The sequence below is a fragment of the Reyranella sp. genome (genome assembly GCF_004296935.1).
Taxonomy (GTDB): domain Bacteria; phylum Pseudomonadota; class Alphaproteobacteria; order Reyranellales; family Reyranellaceae; genus Reyranella.
Window position 1 is genome coordinate 95,223 of the sequence record NZ_SCVH01000017.1, and the last position, 19,134, is coordinate 114,356.

At 64.7% G+C, this 19,134-nt stretch carries 17 protein-coding genes; 7 read left to right on the forward strand and 10 right to left on the reverse strand.

The window, feature by feature from the left end:
* From EPO55_RS02130 to EPO55_RS02150, 5 genes are read right to left on the reverse strand one after another with little or no spacing between them, the layout of a single operon-like run.
* On the reverse strand, positions 1 to 1,251 hold the full coding sequence (locus tag EPO55_RS02130) for an MFS transporter (RefSeq protein WP_296334734.1): 1,251 nt from the start codon (positions 1,249 to 1,251) through the stop codon (positions 1 to 3).
* The gene (locus EPO55_RS02135) at positions 1,251 to 2,474 is read right to left on the reverse strand and encodes an MFS transporter (RefSeq protein ID WP_296334735.1); all 1,224 of its coding nucleotides are present in this window, start codon (positions 2,472 to 2,474) and stop codon (positions 1,251 to 1,253) included. Before EPO55_RS02135 ends, EPO55_RS02130 begins: the two co-directional genes overlap by 1 nt.
* Complete coding sequence (locus tag EPO55_RS02140; RefSeq protein WP_296334736.1) at positions 2,474 to 3,571, reverse strand: TauD/TfdA family dioxygenase; 1,098 nt, start codon at positions 3,569 to 3,571, stop codon at positions 2,474 to 2,476. Before EPO55_RS02140 ends, EPO55_RS02135 begins: the two co-directional genes overlap by 1 nt.
* A 23-nt stretch (positions 3,572 to 3,594) precedes the next feature.
* Positions 3,595 to 4,995, reverse strand: a complete 1,401-nt coding sequence (locus tag EPO55_RS02145) for an NAD(P)-binding domain-containing protein (RefSeq protein WP_296334737.1) — start codon at positions 4,993 to 4,995, stop codon at positions 3,595 to 3,597.
* A gap of 49 nt (positions 4,996 to 5,044) precedes the next feature.
* Positions 5,045 to 5,380 (reverse strand): metalloregulator ArsR/SmtB family transcription factor, encoded by a 336-nt coding sequence (locus EPO55_RS02150; protein WP_296334738.1) that lies wholly within the window; start codon positions 5,378 to 5,380, stop codon positions 5,045 to 5,047.
* A 195-nt stretch (positions 5,381 to 5,575) separates the two neighbouring features.
* Between EPO55_RS02150 and pstS the strand changes: the two genes are divergently transcribed.
* The 6 genes from pstS (at position 5,576) to phoB (ending at position 10,867) form a co-directional block, all read left to right on the forward strand.
* On the forward strand, positions 5,576 to 6,622 hold the full coding sequence (gene pstS, locus EPO55_RS02155) for a phosphate ABC transporter substrate-binding protein PstS (protein ID WP_296334739.1): 1,047 nt from the start codon (positions 5,576 to 5,578) through the stop codon (positions 6,620 to 6,622).
* Positions 6,623 to 6,782: 160 nt separating this feature from the next.
* Positions 6,783 to 7,685, forward strand: coding sequence for a phosphate ABC transporter permease subunit PstC (gene pstC, locus EPO55_RS02160; protein WP_296334752.1), 903 nt, complete (start codon positions 6,783 to 6,785; stop codon positions 7,683 to 7,685).
* A 4-nt stretch (positions 7,686 to 7,689) separates the two neighbouring features.
* Positions 7,690 to 8,559: a phosphate ABC transporter permease PstA gene (pstA, locus tag EPO55_RS02165; protein ID WP_296334740.1), complete on the forward strand. Its 870-nt coding sequence runs from the start codon at positions 7,690 to 7,692 to the stop codon at positions 8,557 to 8,559.
* A 2-nt stretch (positions 8,560 to 8,561) separates the two neighbouring features.
* Positions 8,562 to 9,386 carry a phosphate ABC transporter ATP-binding protein PstB gene (gene pstB, locus EPO55_RS02170; RefSeq protein ID WP_296334753.1) on the forward strand — a complete coding sequence of 275 codons (825 nt, stop codon included), beginning with the start codon at positions 8,562 to 8,564 and terminating at the stop codon, positions 9,384 to 9,386.
* 30 nt (positions 9,387 to 9,416) lie between these two features.
* Positions 9,417 to 10,127: a phosphate signaling complex protein PhoU gene (phoU, locus tag EPO55_RS02175; protein WP_296334741.1), complete on the forward strand. Its 711-nt coding sequence runs from the start codon at positions 9,417 to 9,419 to the stop codon at positions 10,125 to 10,127.
* Between the two features lie 47 nt (positions 10,128 to 10,174).
* Positions 10,175 to 10,867 (forward strand): phosphate regulon transcriptional regulator PhoB, encoded by a 693-nt coding sequence (phoB, locus tag EPO55_RS02180; protein ID WP_296334754.1) that lies wholly within the window; start codon positions 10,175 to 10,177, stop codon positions 10,865 to 10,867.
* A gap of 410 nt (positions 10,868 to 11,277) precedes the next feature.
* Here the strand turns inward: phoB and EPO55_RS02185 are convergent, their stop codons facing one another.
* The 4 genes from EPO55_RS02185 to moeB all read right to left on the reverse strand — a co-directional run bounded on the left by EPO55_RS02185 (position 11,278) and on the right by moeB (position 15,103).
* The gene (locus tag EPO55_RS02185) at positions 11,278 to 12,666 is read right to left on the reverse strand and encodes an MFS transporter (protein ID WP_296334742.1); all 1,389 of its coding nucleotides are present in this window, start codon (positions 12,664 to 12,666) and stop codon (positions 11,278 to 11,280) included.
* Between the two features lie 106 nt (positions 12,667 to 12,772).
* Positions 12,773 to 13,750 (reverse strand): adenosine kinase, encoded by a 978-nt coding sequence (locus EPO55_RS02190; RefSeq protein ID WP_296334743.1) that lies wholly within the window; start codon positions 13,748 to 13,750, stop codon positions 12,773 to 12,775.
* Positions 13,751 to 13,920: 170 nt separating this feature from the next.
* Positions 13,921 to 14,316, reverse strand: a complete 396-nt coding sequence (locus EPO55_RS02195; RefSeq protein ID WP_296334744.1) for a DsrE family protein — start codon at positions 14,314 to 14,316, stop codon at positions 13,921 to 13,923.
* A gap of 13 nt (positions 14,317 to 14,329) precedes the next feature.
* Positions 14,330 to 15,103 (reverse strand): molybdopterin-synthase adenylyltransferase MoeB, encoded by a 774-nt coding sequence (gene moeB / locus EPO55_RS02200; RefSeq protein ID WP_296334745.1) that lies wholly within the window; start codon positions 15,101 to 15,103, stop codon positions 14,330 to 14,332.
* Positions 15,104 to 15,154: 51 nt separating this feature from the next.
* Here moeB and EPO55_RS02205 point away from each other — a divergent pair, with 51 nt between their 5' ends.
* Positions 15,155 to 16,375: a Bcr/CflA family multidrug efflux MFS transporter gene (locus EPO55_RS02205; protein ID WP_296334746.1), complete on the forward strand. Its 1,221-nt coding sequence runs from the start codon at positions 15,155 to 15,157 to the stop codon at positions 16,373 to 16,375.
* Here EPO55_RS02205 and EPO55_RS02210 read toward each other — a convergent pair.
* Positions 16,372 to 18,639: a P-loop NTPase fold protein gene (locus tag EPO55_RS02210; RefSeq protein WP_296334747.1), complete on the reverse strand. Its 2,268-nt coding sequence runs from the start codon at positions 18,637 to 18,639 to the stop codon at positions 16,372 to 16,374. The two genes, EPO55_RS02205 and EPO55_RS02210, sit on opposite strands and share 4 nt — an antisense overlap.
* Positions 18,640 to 19,134 lie beyond the last annotated feature (495 nt).

Genomic DNA, 19,134 nt, shown 5'->3' on the forward strand with positions numbered 1-19,134 from the left:
TCAGCGACCGCGGTCGCCCTCCAGCTCGCGCGGCCGCATGATCAGGAACGCTCCGAGCGCCAGCAACATCAACGCCGCCACGACGAGGAAGGCGAGCCCCCAGGCCGTGGGCGACATGCCGCCAGCGAGGTCGAGCGTCCAGCCGACGACCAGCGGCCCGACGAAGCCGCCAGCGTAGCCCAGTGTCGAGTGGACAGCGAGGGTGGCGCCGCGCCGCGACGGTTCGGCGTTGCCGGCCGCACCTGCCGTTACCGACGAGGAATCCAGCCACACCACCATTCCGTAGGCGATCAGCAGGACAACGGCGAGCCAGTAGTTGATCGAGCCCACGAAGCCCACGACGGCTGCGAACAGGATCGACAGGATCATGGCCGTGGCCACCAGGCGTCGCCGACCGAAGCGGATCGAGGCCTCGTTACCCCCGATGCTGGTCAAGGTACCGAGCAGCGCCAGCAGCGTGACGACCAGCGCCGGCGAAAGGGTCTCGTCCGCGAGGCCGGTGTAGCTCGCGACAAAGGCGAGGAAGGCCACCCCCCAGCCGCGCAGCGCGCTCATCTCGAGCGTGTGCACGCAGTAGACGATGGAGTAGGCAAATGCCGACGTGTTGCGCACGACCGGTCGGAAGTCGAACAGGGCGGCCTGTTTTCCATCTGGCCCCTTCGCGCGCGGCGGCGGGGCGGCGCGCCACGGCACGACGAAGGCCACCATCAGCCAGGCGATGAGGGCCGTGCCGGCGGAGATCGTGAAGGCCGCGCGCCAGCCGAAATGTTCGGCCAGAACGTCGCCCAGCACGAAGGAGAGGGCGCCCGAGATGCCGATGCTGGCGGCGTGTCCGGTGACGGCGCGCGACATCATCCTGGCGTCGACCTGGTCGGCCAGCAGTTTCAATCCGGTCATGTAGGTGCCGGCCCAGCCGATGCCGGCCAGCGCGCGCATGGCGAGCGCCGACCAGAAGCCGTCGGCATAGAGGCCGAAAAGAAGATGGCCCGCCACCGTGCAGGCGACACCGAACAGATAGACCCGCTTGGCGTCGACCCGGTCGGTGAGCGTCACCAGCACCGGCACAGAGACCATGTAGGTGCCGAAGAAGATCGCGGTGATCCAGCCGGCCTCGCTGTTGGAGAGCTGCCAGAGCTGCATCATCTGCGGCAGCAGCGCCGGCCAGAAGCCGGCGCCGATTTGCACGAAGATCTGCGCGGTGCAGACGACGGCGACGAGCCTCGCGCCCGACTGTGCTCCGCTTGTCCCCATCACGTCTCTCGAGCCCTGAACCGCATGCCGACGAGGCCGAGTGTGGCAGCAATGACCATGATCCCAAGAAAAATCGAATAGGCCGCCGCCGGTGACCACAGGAACGCGAGCGGTCCCGCCGCCGCGCCGGAAACACCGACCACGAACAGGGTGCCGCGGATGGTCCCGAGGTGTTTTAGGCCGAAGGACTCCGCGAGCCCGGCCGAATAGACGATCTGCAAGGTGCCGATCATGGCGCCCAGCGTCATGGCGTAGGCCAGACCGCCGGCAAGCGCGGGACTGGTCCACAGGCAGGCAACGGAAAAGCCGAGGAGACAGAGGCCGAGGAGGCCGATCGGCCGCGCGCCGAAGCGGTCGATGAGCGCGCCGCTGCACAGCGTGGCGATTGCCTGCGTTGTCGTCATCGCGCCCAGCAGACCGATGGCGTTGTCGCGCGCCAGCCCGGCCTCGGCCATGGCGCGGACATGGTCGAGCATGAGCGCGGTGCCGACGCCGTTGGAGAGCACGGTGAGGGCGCTGAAGTACCAGAAGGCGTTCGTCCGCATGCTTTCGGCCAGCGTGAGGCTGATCGCCGGCATGGCGCCGCGGCCGGCGGAAGCGCGGCCGAAATCGCGGGCGGCGCCCGTTTCCTCCGGCCGGTTGCGATAGAACGCGAGCCCCACCGGCAACATGATCGCAAGGACACCGACTGCCAGCGCGACATAGGCGGTGCGCCAGCCTGGACCTTGGATGATCGGCTCGACCAGCGGCGGAATAACAAGGCCGCCCAGCGCCAGTCCCATCATGGCGAGCGCGGTGACGCGGCCGCGAAAGCGGTCGAACCAGAGATTGACCATCTGCATGGTGACGAGGCTCAAGCCGGCGATGGCCGCGGCGCGCAGGACGAGGAAGCCCAGTCCCAGCGACCAGGCGCCGTGGGCGAGGCTCATGACGCCGCAGGCCGCAGCGACGGCGGCGACCGCCGGCACGATCAGGCGGCGCGGCCCGAACCGGTCGACAAGGCGGCCGATGAGAGGCGCCGCCAGGATGCCGAGGAACGTGCCCAGGCTATAGAGAACGAGAACGTGCGCGCGGTTGAGACCGAGATCGGCGGCGATCGGGTCGATGAAGGCCGACACGCCGACGGTCTGGCCGGGTGTGGTGGCGAAAACGCCGATCAGCGCCGCTGCGGCAACGATGCCCCCGCGGGTGGTCGAAGAAGCGCCCCGGACGGACTTGTCCATCAATAGGCGGGCGTCTCGGCTTCCAGAGGCACGATCCATTCGCGGTCGGGCGCGATCACGGCGCCGCCGCGCAGCTTGCCGCGCTCGACCACCGGCCACTTGGCCAACAGTGCCTGTGGCAACTCGCGGCCGTCGGCCGCCGACAGCCACATGCGCATGAGATGGCGCTTGGGCGCGGGCGGCGGATGGTCGAGGTAGGCGGTGCGGGCGTGGAATACCACATGATTGTGGATGTACTGGATGTCGCCCGGCCGGAACGGGATCATCAGGCAGAAGCGCGGATCGGCGCAGAGTTCGTAGAAGAGGTCGAGCGCTTCCGAGAGAATCGGCGTCAGCGGCGGCGCATCGGGGAAGCGGCGCACGGATTCGACGTAGAGCCGCACGGGCGCGAAGCCGGTGAAGGAATTGCGGTGCCAGTTGAAGAGTGGCATCTCGTACCAGCCCTTGCCGCCGGCCGGTACTTCGCCGCGGCGGTCCATCGGGATCGGGCCGTAGAGCGCGGCGCAGAGGTCGGGCCTTGTGCGCATCATCTCGTCGTGCACGGCGACACCGCTCACGATGGCGCTCTCGCCGCCCGACTTGGAGGTCGCCAGGCAGAGCAGCGCCACGACATCGCAGGAATCGACATGGAACGAGAGCTCGGCATTGGTCTGGGTGATGCGCTTGTTGGCGTCGTTCACCGAGGTGCCGATGTCGATCACATGGCCGATCAGGTGGCCGTTGCGGTTCTGCGGCACCGGATCGCCGATGTGGCGCGAGATGCCCCAATAGACCCGCATGCGGAAGTCGGGATCCCAGCGCTCGACCGGCAGGCCGCGGACATAGCCGAAGCCCAGCTCGCCCAGGATGCGATGGCGGAGCGTCGCGAGCTTCGGGGCGAAACCCGGGAGCGGGAAGTCCTTGCGCTCGATCCTGCGGATGTCGAGGCCGGCCGCTTGGGTCGCGGCAGCGGCGGCCTCGATCTCGGCCACGTCCGCTGCCGTCACATGCAGGGCCCAGGAATCGTAGTCGTGGAACGCTTCGGCCTGCCAGGCGAAGGAGCCGCCGAGAGGTCCCGGTGGCATCGGAGGTCCGGTCTTCGCTTCCACCAACGACATGGCAGCCTCCTCGCTGTTCCCGTTCAGCCGCAGCAGCCCGTGGCCGCCTTCTTGCCCGTGTCGACGGTTCGTATCGCCGATGCGCCGCAGCCGACCACCGGCAGGGCGCTCGCCGCCGGGGCACAGCAGCCGGCCGCAATGGGCTCGCCGGCTTCCGAGAGCGACGGGCCGGGTCCATTGCAGACGCCGGTCTCCGGCAGCACGAGTTCGACCTTGCGCGCAGCCTCATGGTCGCCCGCGACCTCGGCAGCGATCGAGCGCACCTGCTCGTAGCCCGTCATCATCAGGAACGTCGGTGCGCGACCGTAGGACTTCATGCCGGCGAAGTAGAAGCCGGGCTCCGGTTGCGCCAGCTCACGGGCGCCGTGCGGACGCACCGTGCCGCAGCTGTGCTCGTTGGGATCGATCAGCGGCGCCAGGGTCGGCGGGCATTCGAGCGCGGGATCGAGCGACAGCCGAATCTCGCGCAGGAAATCGAGTTCGGGCCGGAAGCCGGTCGAGACGATCAGCTCCTGCACGGTGCCGTAGCGGCCGCAGCAGGCCGAGCCGCCGCCGATGCGCAGATGTTCGCCGTCGCGGCTGAGATGGGAGACGCGGAAGCCGGTCTCGGTCCTGATCTTGCCGCTCGCCACCAGGGCGGCGAAGGCGCTGCCCAGCGCACCGCGGGCGGCGAGTTGGTCGGCCGAGCCGCCGCCGAACGATTTCGACGGGTCCTCGCTGCGCAGCAGCCAGACGATCTCGGTGGTCGGCACTTCGTCCTTGAGCTTGGCGAGATCGATCAGGGTGCCGATGGCCGAATGTCCGCCGCCCAGTACGGCGACGCTGCGGCCGGCGTAGCGCGCGCGGTCGCGGCCCAGCACGTCGGGCATGCCGTAGGCGATGCGGTCCTGGACCTCGCGCTCGCCGATCGCCGGCAGGCCGTTGGCGCCAGCGGGGTTGGGCGAGAACCAGGTGCCGGTGGCGTCGATCACCGCATCAGCGCGTAGCATCTCGGGGCCCTTGCCGTTCTGGTAGCAGATCTCGAAGGGGGCGGCTTCTCGGCCTTTCGTTTTCACTTTGTCGAAGCCGACGCGGCCGACGCTGGTCACCATGCTCTGGGTACGGATGCGGTCCTTGAGCTTCGTGCGCGTGGCCAGCGGCTCGAGGTACTGCTCCAGCAACTCGGCGCCGGTCGGGTAGTGGTCGGGCTGCGGCTTGTTCCAGCCGGTCTCGACCAGCAGCCGCTCGGCCGCCTTGTCGATGTTGTATTCCCAGGGCGAGAAGACCTGCACGTGGCTCCACTGGCGCACGGCATGGCCCACGGTAGGCCCGGCTTCTAACACCACCGGTTCCATGCCGCGCTCCAGGACATGCGCGGCGGCCGCCAGGCCCACCGGGCCCGCGCCCAGGATGGCGACGGTCTTGATCTTGCTGGCTTCGGTCATGATCTACTCCAGTTCTCCTAGAATCATCGAAATAGGCAGGCAAAAAAACTCAGGCCACCTTGGCCATATTGACGGAGGGCAGTACGACGGGCGCGCAGGTGCCTTCAGCGCAGCATTCCTCGACCATGTAGCCCAGCAGGTCGCGCATGAGGTCGTAGTTTGCGTGGCAGACGAGGGTGGTGCCCTCGCGGGTCTGCGTCACCAGGTTCACGATCACCAGCGACTTCAGGTGATGCGACAGGGTCGAGGCGGCGATGTCGATGCTGGCCTGCAGGCGACCGACCGACAGACCTTCTGCACCTGCCCGCACGAGGGTGCGGTAGATTTTGAGGCGGGTCGGGTTCCCGAGCGCTTCGAGGCGCGCAGCGGCGTCGTCGAGATTCATAAAATTTAAATAGGCAGCTCCGCCGGAGTTGTCAACGGTATTTCCGGAAGTACGGAAATAATAGTTTTCCCCATTTTAAGCTGGATCAGTCCTCAAGGCCGCCGGGAGTGTCATCGTAGTGTCACGTAACCGTCATAGGAGAGTGACACCCGCCCCGTACGTGACTGGCCTCGTGCTCGCACCAAGGAGGTTCCTATGAAATTCGCGAAGATCGCTGTGGCGGCTACCGCCCTCGCGCTTGTGTCCTGGACGGCTCACGCCATCGACATTTCCGGCGCCGGCGCCACTTTCCCCTACCCGATCTATGCCAAATGGGCGGACGCCTACAAGAAAGAGACCGGCAACGGCCTCAACTACCAGTCGATCGGCTCGGGTGGCGGCATCAAGCAGATCAAGGCCAAGACCGTGACCTTCGGCGCCACCGACGCGCCGCTGCCGGGCAAGGAGCTCGACGAGTCGGGCCTCGCCCAGTTCCCGGCGGTGATGGGCGCCATCGTCCCCGTGGTGAACCTCGAGGGCATCAAGCCCGGCGAGTTGACCCTCGACGGCCCGACCATCGCCAACATCTATCTCGGCCAGATCAAGAGCTGGGACGATGCCGCAATCGCCAAGCTCAACCCCAACACCAAGCTGCCGAAGCAGGCCATCGTGCCGGTGCGCCGTTCGGATGGGTCGGGCACGACCTACAACTTCGCCTACTACCTCGCCGACATCAGCCCGGAGTGGAAGTCCAAGGTCGGCGTCAACACGGCGCTGCAATGGCCGGTCGGCATCGGCGCCAAGGGCAACGAAGGCGTTGCGGGTAACGTCGCCCAGACCAGGGGCTCGATCGGCTATGTCGAGTATGCCTACGCCAAGCAGAACAAGCTCATCCACACCAAGATGATCAACAAGGCCGGCAAGACGGTCGAGCCGAATTCGGCGACCTTCCAGGCCGCCGCCGCCAACGCCGACTGGAAGTCGCAGCCCGGCTACGGTGTCATCCTCGCCAACCAGCCCGGCGACCAGTCCTGGCCGATGACGGCCGCCACCTGGATCCTGCTCTACAAGAAGCCGGTCGATGCCGCGGCGACTGCCGAAGCGTTGAGGTTCTTCGCCTGGTCGTTCGCCAAGGGCGACAAGATGGCGGAAGACCTCGACTACGTGCCGATGCCGGACAAGGTCGTGAACGACATCCAGAAGATGTGGTCGCAGGAGGTCAAGGACGCGGGCGGCAAGCCCCTGTTCTCGCCGACCAACTGACAACGCGGGGGCGGGTGGTCTCCATCCGTCCCCTTTCGCGGGGAGGGGCATGGACTCGGGGGAGCGCGACGTGAGCGAAGTTGTATTGAAGGGCTCGACCGTGACGGCGACGGAAGCTGCCTCGCGCAGCGCCGTGCTCAAGCGGTTGCGGGTCACGGACATGGTCTTCCACGGCCTGACGCGTACGGCGGCGATGATGGTGCTGGCCCTCCTGAGCGCCGTCATCATCTCCCTCGTCGTCGGCGCCGCGCCGGCACTCGGCACGTTCGGCTTCGGCTTTCTCTTCGATGAATCCTGGAATCCGGTCACCGAGAGGTTCGGGGCGCTGGCGCCGATCTACGGCACCCTGGTGACCTCGGCCATCGCCATGCTGATCGCCGTGCCGGTCGGCCTGATGATCGCCTTCTTCCTGACCGAGCTCTGCCCGCCGATGCTGCGCCGCCCGATCGGCATCGCCATCGAGCTGCTGGCCGGCATTCCCAGCATCATCTATGGCATCTGGGGCCTGTTCGTCTTCGCGCCTTTCGTGCAGCAATACTTCCAGCCCTTCATGATCGACACATTCGCCAATGTGCCGGTCCTGTCGACGCTGTTCGCCGGCCCGCCGTACGGCATCGGCATGTTCACCGCCGGCCTCATCCTCGCGATCATGGTGCTGCCGTTCGTGACCTCGATCTCGCGCGACGTGTTCGACGCGGTGCCGCCGGTTCTCAAGGAAGCGGCCTACGGTGTCGGCTGCACGACCTGGGAAGTGTTCCGCTACGTCGTCCTGCCCTTCACCCGGGTCGGCGTCATCGGCGGCTTCATGCTGGGCCTCGGCCGCGCGCTCGGCGAGACCATGGCGGTCACCTTCGTCATCGGCAACGCCCACCACGTCTCCGCCTCGCTCTTCGCGCCGGGCACGACGATCTCGGCCTCGATCGCCAACGAATTCACCGAGGCGGTGGGCGATCTCTACACCTCCTCGCTGATCGCGCTGGGCCTGATCCTCTTCTTCATCACTTTCTGCGTACTCGCCATGGCGCGCTACATGCTGATGCGCCTGCAGATGCGGGCGGGGTAACGCCATGGCCGACTCATCGATCGCCTCTGCGAACAGCCCGCTCTATGCCGGCCGCCGCCGCCGCAATGCCATCGCCAAGAGCCTGGCGCTGGCCGCCACCATCTTCGGCCTCGGCTGGCTCGTCCTGATCCTGGGCATCCTGGTCTACAAGGGGATCGGCGGGATCTCCCTGTCCGTGTTCACCGAGATGACGCCGCCGCCCGGTGCCGCCGGCGGCCTGCTCAACGCCATTGTCGGCAGCCTGGTCCTGACGATCCTGGCGGTGATCATCGGCACGCCGATCGGCATCCTGGCCGGCACCTACCTCGCCGAGTACGGTCGCCACGACAAGCTCTCCAGCGTCGTGCGCTTCATCAACGACATCCTGCTGAGCGCGCCCTCGATCGTGATCGGCCTGTTCATCTACGAGATCATGGTGGCGCCGATGGGCCACTTCTCGGGCTGGGCCGGCGCCGTGGCGCTGGCCGTCATCGTGATCCCGGTCGTCGTGCGCACGACCGAGGACATGCTGACCCTGGTGCCCGATACGCTGCGCGAGGCGGCGGCGTCGATCGGCCTGCCGCGCGCCCACATGATCGTCCGCATCGCCTACCGCGCCGCCCAGGCCGGCATCGTCACCGGCATCCTGCTGGCCATCGCGCGCATCAGCGGCGAGACCGCACCGCTCCTGTTCACGGCGCTGAACAACCAGTTCTGGAGCATGAACATGAACGCGCCGATGCCCAGCCTGCCGGTGGTCATCTTCCAGTTCGCCCTGTCGCCCTACGAGGAATGGCAGAAGCTGGCCTGGACCGGCGCGCTCCTCATCACCGTGACGGTGCTGGCCCTCAGCATCATAGCCCGCTCTCTCACCTCACCGAGGAAGTCGTCATGACCATGACCTCCGGGGCTGCCCCGACCTTCGCCACGCCGGTTGCGGCGCACCACAGCATCGATACGACGGGGCTGCCCGAGAAAATCTCGCTCCGCAACCTCGAGTTCTTCTACGGCGACAGCCGGGCGCTCAAGGGCATCAGCCTGTCGCTCTATGCCAACAAGGCGACGGCCTTCATCGGCCCGTCGGGCTGTGGCAAGTCGACCCTGCTGCGTGTGCTCAACCGCATGTACGACCTCTATCCGGGGCAACGCGCGACCGGCGACGTGTTGTTCGACGGCGACAACATCCTCAGGGAAGGGCAGGACATCAATCTCCTGCGGGCGCGCATCGGCATGGTGTTCCAGAAGCCGACCCCGTTTCCGATGACGATCTACGAAAATGTCGCCTTCGGTATCCGCCTCTACGAGAAACTGCCGCGCTCGGAACTGGATGGTCGCGTGGAATCGGCACTGCGCCGTGCCGCGCTGTGGGACGAGGTCAAGGACAAGCTCGACGCCAACGGCCAGAGCCTGTCGGGCGGCCAGCAGCAGCGCCTGTGCATCGCCCGCACGGTGGCGGTGAAGCCCGAGGTCATCCTGTTCGACGAGCCGTGTTCGGCGCTCGATCCGATCTCGACCGCCAAGATCGAGGAGCTGATCGACGAACTGAAGAAGGACTACACGATCGTCATCGTCACCCACAACATGCAGCAGGCCGCCCGCGTCTCGGACTTCACGGCTTTCATGTATCTCGGCGAGCTCGTCGAGTTCGGCGCGACGGAAACGCTTTTCACGACCCCGCGGGACAAGCGCACGCAGGCCTATATCACCGGCCGGTTTGGCTGAGACGGCGCCGGGCATCAGAAGGGATAGAACATGGCCGAACATACGCTGAAGCGATTCGACGAGGAGCTGGAGCGGCTGAGCGCCACCATCAGCGAGATGGGCGGCCTGGCCGAGAGCCAGCTCGCGCAATCCCTGGTCGCGCTGCGTGAACGCGACACCGAAGCTGCGGAACGGGTGATCGCCGAGGATGCGCGGGTCGATGCCCTCGACATCGCCGTCCAGGAACAGACGGTCAAGCTCCTGGCGCTGCGCCAGCCCATGGCGGTCGATCTCCGCGTCATCCTGTCGTCGATCAAGATCGCGGCGGCGCTGGAACGCATCGCCGACTACGCCAAGAATACCGCCAAGCGCAGCATCGTGCTCACGCAGGGCACGGCGCCGGTCGCGGCCGTGAACGGCATCGATCGGCTGGGCCGCCTGGTCCGCACGGCACTCAAGGACGTGCTCGATGCCTTCGCCCAGGGCGATGTCGTCAAGGCGCACGCCGTCTGGGAGCGCGACGAGGAGATCGACCAGGTCTACACCGGCCTGTTCCGCGAGCTCTTGACCTACATGATGGAGGATCCGCGAACCATCACGGCCTGCACCCATCTGCTGTTCATGGCCAAGAACATCGAGCGCGCCGGCGATCACGTCACCAATATCGCCGAGCTGGTGAGCTTCCGCTCCACCGGCCACGGCTTCGACGAGGCGCGGCCCAAGGGCAGTGCCGCCATGTACGCGACGGGCAACGCGCCGTGAGCATGGCAGGGGCCACGACCTCCCGGCGCGACAGCCAGACGTCGTCGATGAAGCCCAGCGTGCTGATCGTCGAGGACGAGACGGCACTGGTCGAGCTGCTGCGCTACAACCTCGAGCAGTCGGGCTTCCGCGTCGCCGTCGCCGGCGACGGCGAGGAGGCACTGGCCTCGGTCCAGGACGATGTGCCCGACCTCATCCTGCTCGACTGGATGCTGCCGCTGATGTCGGGCATCGAGGTCTGCCGCCAGCTCCGCCGCCAGACCTCGACCGCCAACGTGCCCATCATCATGCTGACGGCGCGCGGTGAGGAAGGCGACCGGGTGCGCGGGCTCGACGCCGGCGCCGACGATTACGTCTCCAAGCCGTTCTCGCCCACCGAACTGGTCGCGCGCATCCGTGCCGTGCTGCGGCGCATCCGCCCGGCGCTCGCCGACGAGGCGCTCTCCTACGCCGACATCGTGATGGACCTGGTGGCCCATCGGGTCATCCGGGCCGGCAAGCCCGTTCACCTCGGCCCCACCGAATTCCGTCTGCTGCGCCATTTCATGGAGCATCCCGGCCGTGTCTTCTCGCGCGAGCAGCTGCTCGATTCGGTGTGGGGCAAGGATGTCTATGTCGAGGCCCGCACCGTCGACGTCCATATCCGCCGTTTGCGCATGGCGCTGAACGGCGAGAGCCAGGCCGACCTCATCCGCACCGTCCGCGCCGCTGGCTACGCCCTGGACTCGACGCCGGGCTGATTCATTCTTCTCTTCCGCTAACCCATCTTAATGATCCTCTCCGCCGCGTAGCGGGGGAGAGGAAGGGGCCCATTGCGCAGCAATGGGAAGGTGAGGTGGTGCTGGATACAAAGGCGATGTGCGGGTTGTGAGCGCGAAGACCCACCTCACCACAGGGCGGGGAATTACCCCGCCCGACCCCACGCTCACGCGCGGGTCCCCTCCCTCTCCCCCCGCGAAGACGCAGGCGGAGAGGGCTTTCGGAGGATGAGGGCCCCGGAGGTTTTCCACACTGCCAGTCACGGTTTTGTAGCGTCCGGCCCTTAAACGGGGTTGCGCGTTCCCGGCCGGCAACCCCACGCCCCGCCCGGAACGGGCAGGTTCCCCCGGCGCGGTGACACCCCGACGCCGATTTACTGCCCCTCCTTCCCTCAGGAAGGAGGGGTTTCTTTTTCGAAGCGGCGGCGCACCACCATCGCCAGCACGAAGGCCGGCAGGCCGAGCAGCGCGGTGTAGACGAAGAAGATCGCGTAGCCGCCGAACTTGTAGGTGGCGGAGAATTCCTCCTGCAGCCGATCGACGACCCAGCCCGACGAACCGCCCAGCAGCTTGCCGGGCAGCGTCATGATCGAGGTGAAGAGCGCGTACTGCGTGGCCGTGTAGGCAGTGTTGGTGAGTCCCGACAGGAAGGCGATGAAGATCGAGCCCGACATGCCGCCCACGAGATTGTCGATGCTGATGGCGATGGTGAGGATCGTCGTGTCGGGACTGCCGACCAGGGCGAGCCACGAGAAGGTGAGGTTGCTCGCCGCGATCAGGAAGACCGCCGGCATGAGCAACCGCGCGGCACCCATTCGGAACACCAGCGCGCCGCCCAGCAGCGCGCCCAGGATCGACATCACAAAGCCGTAGATCTTGGAGACGTTGGCAATCTGGTCCTTGGTGAACCCGAGGTCGATATAGAACGGGTTTGCCATGACGCCCATGGCGATGTCGGACAGCCGGAAGAGACCGATGAACAGCAGCAGGACCACCGCCAGCCAGCCGTAGCGCACGAAGAAGTCGACGAAGGGGCAGACGATGGCGCCGTAGACGAAGACCAGCGCCTGACGCACCCAGTTGGGCAGATGGCCGGTGCGGTCGGCAAAATCCGCGACCTTGCCTTCGACCTCGGCGGCGCCCGCCGAGATCCTTCGTTCGGGCTCGGAGATGACGAATGTGGTGACGATGCCGACAAGACCGAGCGCCGCCATCGTCTGGTAAGCCGCGAGCCAGGAGACGAACTCGGCGATGTAGAGCGCGCCTGCGCCAGCCGCGAGCACGGCGATCCGATAGCCGAGCTGGTACGTGGCGGCGGTAGCGCCCTGCAGGCTGGCATCGGTCGCTTCGATGCGGAAGGCATCGAGGGCAATGTCCTGCGTCGCCGAGGAAAAGGCGACGAGCAGCGCGAAGGCCACCATCCACCAGAGATCGGTGCGTGGATCGCAGAACGCCATGCCGAGCAGACCGCCCGCGATGCCGGTCTGCGCCAGCAGCATCCACGAGCGGCGGCGGCCGAGCCAGCGCGTCAGCAGCGGCAGCGGCACGCGGTCGACCACCGGCGACCACACGAACTTGAAGGAGTAGGTGATGCCGATCCAGCTCACGAACCCGATGGCGGTGCGGCTGATGCCGAATTCGCGCAACCACGCCGATAGCGTGGAGAAGACCAGCAGGAACGGAAGCCCGGCCGAGAAGCCCAGGAACAACAGCTGGACGACCCGCGGATGGCCGTAGGTGGCCAGCGCCTCGCGCCAGCTTCGGGTCTGCACGTCGCTCATGACCCCCTCCGGCCTTCGGCCACCTCCCCCGAAGACGGGGGAGGAGTCGGATTCATCTCCTCCCCCGTCATACGGGGGAGGTGCCCCGAAGGGGCGGAGGGGGTGATCAAATCAGGCCCTTCAGCGCCTGCTCGGGCCGCGCGCCGACATGGGAGATGACCTCGGCGGCGGCGACGCCGCCCAGCCGGGCGCATTCGGCGAGCGGTTTGCCGTGCGTGAAGCCGAAGAGGAAGCCGGCGGCGTAGAGATCGCCCGCCCCCGTGGTGTCGACGACCTTGGCCACCGGTGCTGCCGGTACGGCATGGGTTTCCTTGCCCTTGATGACGAGCGAGCCTTTCTCGCTGCGGGTGAGGGCGGCGATCTTGGCTTCCAGGCGTGTCGCCTCGAGGGCCTCCTCGAACGTTTCGACCTGGTAGAGCGATTTGATCTCGGCTTCGTTGCCGAACAGGATGTCGACCTTGTCGCGGATCAGGGCGCGGAACTCGTCGCGGTAGCGGTGGACGCAGAACGAATCTGACAAGGTGATCGAGACCAGCCGGCCGGCGGCGTGGGCGGCGTCGAAGGCCTTGAGCACGGCCTGCTTGGCGGCCGGTGCATCCCACAGGTAGCCCTCGACATAGGTCACCTGGGCGCTCGCCACGCGCTTGGCGTCGATGTCGGCCGGCCCAAGGCCGGTGCAGGCGCCGAGATAGGTGTTCATGGTGCGCTGCGCGTCGGGCGTCACCATGATCAGGCAGCGCGCGGTGGCCGGGCCCTCCGTTGCACTCGGCGTTTCGAACGACACGCCCATTGCCTTGATGTCATGGCCGAACACGGAGCCCAACTGGTCGTTGCGCACCTTGCCGATGTAGGCACCCCTGCCGCCGAACGAGGCGACGCCCGCCATGGTGTTGCCGCAGGAGCCGCCGGAGACTTCGATGCCGGGACCCATGGCAGCGTAGAGTGTCTCCGCCCGCGCCTCGTCGATCAGCATCATGCTGCCCTTCACCAGGCCATGCTGGCCGAGGAAGGCCTCGTCGGAATGTGAAATGACGTCGACGATGGCGTTGCCGATTCCCAGGACGTCGAAGGCGGCGGATGTCATGAAATCTCCTGAATGTCTGCAAGCGTGTTCGGACTGGACGTCATCAAAAAGCCGATGTCATCCCGAGCGTGGCGAGGGACCCTTGGTCATCTGCAGTAAAAGATCCCTCACTACGTTCGGGATGACACCGATGTGCGGCGAAGGACGACGCCATGTAAGCGAAATCCACCCTAAAGCGAAACCAGGTGCATGCCCGGCTTGGTCTCTTCCAGCAAGGTCACGATCCCGGCGATGGTGAAGGGAACGTCGGCGCGCAGGCTGGCGCGGTCGATGTCGAGCGAGCGCAGGCCCATTTCGCACACGATGAAGCGGCAGCCAAGTTCCACGCAGGCCTGCAGCAGCGTTTCGAAGTCGCCGACGCCGCGCTCGCGGTTGATCACGTCGCGGCCCCAATCCTCGAGTGCCGGCGGCGGGCCCGTGAGGGCGCGGATGCCGCCCATGGTGAAGAACAGGACAGCCGGCTTGTTGACCGCCAGCGCCGCGGCGGCCAGCGCCAGGGCGTAGTGGGCGCTCTCATAGTCGCCGGCGCGCAGGATGATCGAGAGACCGCCTTCCGGAGTCTTCATGGCTTGCTGCCCATCATGACTTGCCACACGTCGGGCAGTCGGCGCGTTTGGTGATCGCGATCTCCTCGAACGAGGCGTCGAGCGCGTCGTAGGTCACGAGCCGGCCCGACAGGGACCGGCCGATGCCCAAAATCTCCTTCACCACTTCGGTGGCCTGCAGCGCCCCCAGGGTGCCGGCCAGCGCGCCCAGCACGCCCGCCTGGGCGCAGCTCGGCACGGCGTCTTCGGAGGGAGCTGCCGGAAAGATGCAGCGCAGGCAGGGATGCTCCGGCCCGTGCCACGCCTTGTAGGTCGAGATCTGGCCGTCGAAACGAAGTATCGCGGCAGAAACCAGAATCTTTTTGAGGCGATAGCAGGTGTCGTTCAGCAGATAGCGCGTGGCGAAGTTGTCGCTGCCGTCGGCCACGATGTCGTAGTCGGCGAGGATCCGCTCGGCGTTGTGCGCGGCGAGCTGCTCGTCGTGCGGGCGTACGTGGACTTCCGGATTGATGTCGCCGAGCGCGCGCCGGGCACTCTCCACCTTGGAGACGCCCACATCGGCGGTGCGATGGATGACCTGGCGCTGCAGGTTGGAGAGGTCGATCGTATCGTGGTCGATCACGCCCAGCGTGCCGATGCCGGCGGCGGCGAGATACTGCAGGAGGGGTGCGCCGAGGCCGCCGGCGCCGACCACCAGTACCCTCGCGGCGATCAGCCGCGCCTGGCCCACGCCGCCGATCTCCGCCAGCACGATGTGGCGCGCGTATCGGCGGATCTGCGGCTCGGTGAGGTCGGGCAGCGACGTCATGGTCCGCTTATAGCATGGGACCATGCGACCAATGCTGCTACAGCCTGCCCGATGACCTCGACCCCAACTTCGACCAGTGGCCGCCCGACCCTGACGCCGGTCCTGTTGATCCTGCTGGCGTTGCTGTCGTCGTTCACGCCGCTGTCGATCGACATGTACCTGCCGGCGCTGCCGGTGATCGCCGTCGATCTCAGGGGCACCGCGGGCGACATCCAGCTCACGCTCTCGGCCTTCATGATCGCCTTCGGCCTCGGCCAGATCTTCTATGGCCCGGCCGGTGACCGCTTCGGCCGTCGCCCGGTCGTCCTGGTGGGCCTCGCCATCTACGTCGTGACCAGCATCGGCTGTGCCTTCGCGCTCGAGGCCGGGCACTTGGTCGGGCTGCGGTTCATGCAGGGGCTGGCGGCCTGCGGCGGCGTGGTGCTGGCGCGTACGATGGTGCGCGACCTCGCCGAAAAGGACCAGGCGGCGCGGGCCATGTCGCTGATGATGGCCTGCACCTCGATCGCGCCCATGCTGGCGCCGCTGATCGGCGGGCAGGTCCTGTGGTTCCTGGGCTGGCGCGCCATCTTCTGGGTGCTGGCGGCGATCGGCGCGATGGCGCTGGTGCTCGCCTGGATCCGCCTGCCGGAGACGCTGCGGCCGGAATACCGCCAGCCGCTGGTGCTGTCGTCCATCCTGAAGCGCTTCGGCGAATTGTTCCGGCACAAGGCGTTCATGGGGTACGCCTTCACCGGCGCGTTCCAGTTCGCTGCGCTTTTCTCGTTCCTGTCGGGATCGCCGTTCGTGTTCATCGAGCGCTACGGCGTGGCGCCGCGCCACTTCGGCCTGATCTTCGGCGGCATGGTCGTGTTCATGACGGTCGGCAGCCTGCTCAATGCCCGCTTCGCGCCGGTGTTCGGCGCCGGCAGGATTCTTCGCTACGCCGTGATCGTGCCGGCGGTCGCCGGCCCTGCGGCGATGGTGATGGGCTGGATCGAGGCGCGCACCGGCGCGATCGGCCTGTGGCCGTTCCTGCTCTGCCTCGTGCCGCAGTTGGCCACCATCAGCCTGATCGGCCCCAACTCCATGGCCATGGCGCTGCAGCGCTATCCCCACATGGCGGGGACCGCCTCGTCGCTGATGGGCGTGATGACGTTCAGCATCGGCGCCGCCTTCGGCGCGATGGTGGGCCAGGCGCTGGACGGCACCATCGTGCCGATGACGACGGCGATGGGCCTGGCCGGGATCCTCTGCCTGTTGTCGAACCGGCTGCTGGTGAAAAAGGGCTAGTCATAGTCAGAGAAGCTATCATCTGACTTGCCGGCTTTCCTTCTCTCAAGGGCCTTTTCGAAGGCCTGTAGCGCACGTACGTCCGCCTCGGTCAGAGATCCCTTGGACTCTTCCTTTGTCTTGTGTTCGATCACTTCGATCGAGGTAAAGTCTTCAAGGTACTTAAGACGCGTCGTCCATTTATCTCGGCTGACGCGATCGCCAACTGTATGAACCACGGAGCGGACGGTTATTGCTCGAAGAAACGCCAAAGCACCCCCGGGAAGTTCGAGCAGTTCTTTCACCCATCCTCTAGGCGCGCTCTCGTCCGCAAATTCCCGCCATGTATAGAGGTTGCCGAGAAGATGCGGCGAGTTAGCGAACTGTAAAGGCTCCTGCGCAGCCCTAGCGCTTACCTTAACTACCCAGACGGCCTTTGCCGATACCAATTGATCCTCAGTGAACAGAAGCCACGACCTATCGTCTGCTTTTTCTCTCCGTGATATATCTCCACTTATTAGTCTGGCAGGAACGGACAGGCCCTGTGAACCCTTCAAGGCTTCAATTACGATTTCTCCGCGCCTATCCAGCGGCTGGATGCGACGCATATGCCAGAGCGCAGCGCGAACAACGTACATATGAGGACCTACGAAAGCCCCAACATCGTCAACCAGATCATCCCCAATATCGAACAATGCAAGAAGGAACTGCTCGGTGTTTTCGACCGGTATCTTTTCCTTGTAGTCATCTAGACGAGCGAGAACTGCATCAAGCAGCCCTCTTCCCTGGAATTCCCTAATAGTCGCAACAAAGTCTTCTCGATGGGCAGTTGCACCTAGTAGAGCCACGAAATCGGACTCAGATGTGGTTTTCTCTCGAAGGCCAAATTCAAAATATCGATCAAAGAAGACTGAAGAGCAGATTCGACGATCAGTCGTCCAACGGGCGTGCCAGTCTGGGCCATACGCCGAGCCGCCGAAAACTCTCGCAACGCTCGGGAAGAGTTCCTTTAACAATTCCTCCACTGCACTTTTTCGTTCTGGGGCCACGAAGCTCAGAAGGTCTTTCACAGACTGCCCGTGAGCTGCAACCGCGGCGGCGTCACGCCCTTGAGCAGAAATGAGTAGAGATTGCGATCTGCTGAGAGCTCGATGCAAGTCGGGTTCAAAAACGCGCAATGTTTCTATTGCGATAAGATCAATTTGATTGACTTCAAAAGCTTCGGCACTTTTGAACAGTTCCATATGAACTGCGAGTGTCGACAAGAATCGTTTAATGTGACGAATATTTTGGAAATAGTAATGAAGACTACCCAAGTAGATATTGCCCCAGCGTGTCCGATCGAACGCGATAGCCCCTCTTAAATTGTTGAGCAATCCATCGAGTCCATCAAAGAGCATGCGATTCAATCGGCCAGGATCAATCGATGGCAGATCGAAATGTAGATCGACTATTTTCTCAAGGTAGGCACGTCCGTTTACACTCTTTGTAGTTAGGTGTTTCTCAACGATATCCTTCTGAAAAAGAAGGAGATACATAAGATTCGGGAAGTCGGCGTTTGCCTTAACGTGTTGAAACAGCTGGTTCGTCTCATTCTTGTTCAGGCGATCGATATCATCGACGATAACCAAAACTGGTCTGTTGAGCTTCGCTAAATCTTGTTTTAACTCCTTCTTAAGTTCCTCGAGTGGAACCTCATCCACTAGTGTGCCGATCCACTCCGAAACTTTTGACGCGAATCGCCCGCTGAGACGCAAAACTGACGTTACCGCCGCAAGTGCTGCGGCGATCAACGCAAACCAGATTGCGACCGTTGGATTCGAAATTACCGATGCTGTTAGACCCAAAAATGCCGCAATAGACATAAGGATTGGGATTGCATCTATGGCGCTGTCTATTGCCTCAGAACTCAAAGTCAGCAATTTCCCATACCGCTGCCAACGCTGCGCGCGCTGAGATCCGCTAATGGTCTTGTCGATGCGACGTAGTGCTATCCAAACTTCTCGAAAAAATGCTTTCGCCGCTTCGTTTTGGTCTGGCCATTTCCATGGATTGAACTCGACGACGTACGGCGCCTCTTTGCCGGTTGTCTCAAGGGTTCTCAGAATCATGTTCTTGAGGGAGGATTTGCCAGTTCCCCAAGGACCAGAGAGCGCAATCGTTAAGCTTTCATCACCCTTCCATCGCGAAATAGTTGAGGCAACGATCTTGGCGAAGTGGCTTCGCCCGAGAGTATCTTCCTCGGGCGATTCGATCGGTCGATCAACAACTATGGTCTCAGCCATGGCCACCGGCGCTTCGATGCGCTGATTGAGTAGAGTGGCAAACTTAGGGGGTTAATCGTGTGATCATCATAGCAAATTCAAAGTACAGGGTTGGTTTGTGTGCATAACCTTAAAGTGGAGAATAGTGTTGCTACATTTAATGGCCTAGTAGCGGACATCACCTTGTCGCTGTCGCTGATGGGGGGCAGTTCGGCATCGGCGCCGCCTTCGGCGCCGTCGTCGGCCAGGCGCTGAACGGCACCATCGTGCCGATGACCACCGCCATGGGTCTCGCGGGGATCCTGTGCCTGCTGTCGAACCGGCTGCTGGTACCGCGCAGTTAAAGTTGACATTTCAGCAGGTTTTGGCCTATATTTCTGATAGGCTGGCGGGGATTGCGCCGGCCTCTTTCGTTCGTTCCGGCAAGACCTGCCCGCGGCCGTCCGCGGGTTCGCGCTTAGGCGCTTGGTGCAGCCGCCCTGGGTCCTGACCCAGGGGGTTAGAGCAATCCATCCA